General features: G+C 69.6%; 2 protein-coding genes. One reads left to right on the forward strand and one right to left on the reverse strand.

The window, feature by feature from the left end:
• Window positions 1-60: 60 nt before the first annotated feature.
• A complete protein-coding gene (locus PMI01_RS25785; protein WP_007676769.1) occupies window positions 61-1,128 on the forward strand; it encodes an alginate lyase family protein in 1,068 nt (355 codons plus the stop codon).
• Between the two features lie 59 nt (window positions 1,129-1,187).
• Here the strand turns inward: PMI01_RS25785 and PMI01_RS25790 are convergent.
• Window positions 1,188-2,760, reverse strand: a 1,573-nt coding sequence (locus PMI01_RS25790; protein WP_035038588.1) for a TonB-dependent receptor domain-containing protein, incomplete at its 5' end; no start/stop codon positions are given.

Below are 2,760 nucleotides of genomic sequence, written 5' to 3' on the forward strand. Positions count from 1 at the left end.
GACGGCACCCTGTTCAACTGGTAGGCGCGACCATACTCGCCCCCTCTCGAAAGGCTCGACATGAAGATCCTGCTGATGGGCGCGGCCTGCGCCCTGGCGCTGGCCGCCCTGCCCGCCCAGGCCGGCGACTACGCCCTCCTGGGCCAGGCCTACGCCAAGCCCGCGCCCCAGGGCGAGGCGGCCCAGGGCGTGATCGCCAAGGCCAAGGCCGCCCTCGACCGGCCGCCGGGCGCCATTCCCCGGCTCCACACCGAGGGCACCCTGCCCGGCAAGGGCATCCGCGAGATCAGCCTGAAGGCCAAGGAAGACCAGCCGATCGTGCTGAACCTGGCCCTGGCCTGGCGGCTGACCGGCGACAGGGCCTATCTCGACCAGGCCGGCCGCTACCTGGAGGCCTGGGCCGACATCTACCAGATGTCGTTCAACCCCATCGACGAGACCGGCTTCGACACCCTGGCCATGGCCCATGACCTGACCGAGGCGGACCTGCCGGCGGCGACCCGCGCCAAGCTCGACGGGTTCTGGCGGCGGATGGCGGTCGGCTATCTCGACGCCATGGACGCCAAGCCGCGCAACTTCAACACCAACTGGCAGAGCCACCGGGTCAAGCTCGCGACCCTGGCGGCGTTCCAGACCGGCGACGCGGCGCTGATCGACCGGGCCCGGGCGGCGTTCCGCGACCAGATTTCGGCCAATATCCAGGCCGACGGCAGCGTGCACGACTTCCACGAGCGCGACGCCCTGCACTACGTCACCTACGACCTCGACCCGCTGATGATGGCCGCCCTGGCCGCCAAGGCCCATGGCGAGGACTGGTTCGACTGGCGCGGTCCCCAGGGTGTCAGCCTGGTGACCGCCGTGGACTGGCTGGTCCCCTACGCCAAGGGCGAGAAGGTCCATGTCGAGTTCGCGCGATCGAAGGTGCAGTTCGACCGCGACCGGGCGGCCGCCGGCCAGGAGGAATACGCCCCGCACCCGTGGGACCCCGCCAACGCGGTGGCGACCTACGCCCTGGCCAGCCTGCTCGACGCCCGTTACCGCCCGCTCCGCGACAGCCTGTCGGCGCGCGTCGGCCGTCAGCCTCCGCCCTGGATGGGGTTCACGCCCGCGCCGGGCGAGGCGCGCTGAACAGGCGCGGAAAGGAACTGGCCGCGCTCCGGATCGGAGCGCGGCCAGGGCAGGCTTAGCTAGAAGCTCTTCTTGACGCTGGCGTACCAGTAGCGGCCGTAGGGCTGGTACATCGAGCCGAGATAGCCGTCGGACGACAGCGGCGGAGCCTCGTCGGTCAGGTTGCGGATACCCAGCTTGATGCGGGTATTGGCCGCCCAGCCTTCGGTGAACTCGTACTGGCCATAGACGTTGGCGGTCAGCTGCGAGTCGATCACCCACGGCGTGCCGGCCGAATCCAGCAGGGCGGTGTCGTTCACGTCGGAGATGTACTGGGTGAAGACCCCGGCCGAGACGTTGTTCAGACGCCAGCTGAGGGCCGCGCTCCACTTCCATTCCGGCTTGCCGTTGCGGCGAACCAGGTCGCCGCCGCCGGTGATGGTGGTTCCCGGATTGATCGTGCCGGCGGCCCGCGCCGCCAGCAGGGCGGCGATGCCCGGCGACGGCTGCTGATAGAACTTCAGCAGGTGCGCGCCGTTGACGTTGACGTCGAAGTCACCGAACCGCGTGCCGCGCAGGCGCCACATCACGCCGATGTCGACCCCGCGGGCCTCCTGCGGCAGGCTGTTGACGTACTGATCCTTGACGTAGAGCACCGTGCCCGGCGCGGTCAGGCCGGTGCCGGCGAAGGCCGCCACGTCGTCGGCCGTGGGCGCGGCCCGCACGACGTTGGGGTTGGTGCGGCCTTGGGTGCGTTCCAGATAGTCGAGGATCAGGGCGTTGCCCTCGCCGAACAGGCCGACGATGCCCTCCTGCTTCACGCGCCAGTAGTCCACCGTGAAGGTGAACTGCCCGAAGTCGGACGGCACGAACTTGGGTTCGAACACGAAGCCGAAGCCCGAGGTCTCGGAATCTTCCGGCTTCAGGTCCGGGTTGCCCGAGCGCTGGGCCGCGACCGGCAGCGAGCGCGAGCAGTTGCTGAAGCTGGTGATCCGTCCGGCCCGCAGGTCGGCCTCGCAGCGGACATAGTCGGTGCGGGTGTTGGAGCGGGTGATGACCGAGGCGTTGATCTGCTCCAGGTTCGGAGCCTTGAAGCCCTGAGCCCACGACCCGCGCAGGCGGAAGCCGTCGACCACGTCCCAGGCCAGGGCGACCTTGGGCTTGGCCACCGAGCCGACGTCGCTGTAGTCCTCGACGCGGCCGGCCAGCTGGACCTCGACATTGCGCACCAGCGGAATGCTCATCTCCGGCGAGATGACCGGCACCGCCAGTTCGACATAGGCCGAAGAGACCTTGCGCGAACCCTTGGTGTCGGGCGACGGGCTGGTGCCGATCAGGTCGCTGCCATAGACCAGACCGGTGACGCTGTTGGTGTAGGTGATCGTGCCGTCGACGCGCGCGTCGCGATCGTCCTTCTGGGTCTCGCGGCGATACTCGACGCCCGCCGCCATGCCGACGTCGCCGCCCGGCAGGGTGAAGAGGTCGGCCTTCGAAAGCCGGAAGTCCCACGAAGCCAGCGAGCTGGTGCTGCGGCGCGTGGACTTGACGCGGATGGCGTTGAGGGCCGCGGCGGCGCTGGAGGCGGTGTCGCCGAGGCTGGGGGTCGCCAGGCTGCCGCCGTTGAAGGGGTTGTAGGCGTCCGGCGTCGACAGG

Source organism: Caulobacter sp. AP07 (assembly GCF_000281955.1).
Taxonomy (GTDB): Bacteria; Pseudomonadota; Alphaproteobacteria; order Caulobacterales; family Caulobacteraceae; genus Caulobacter.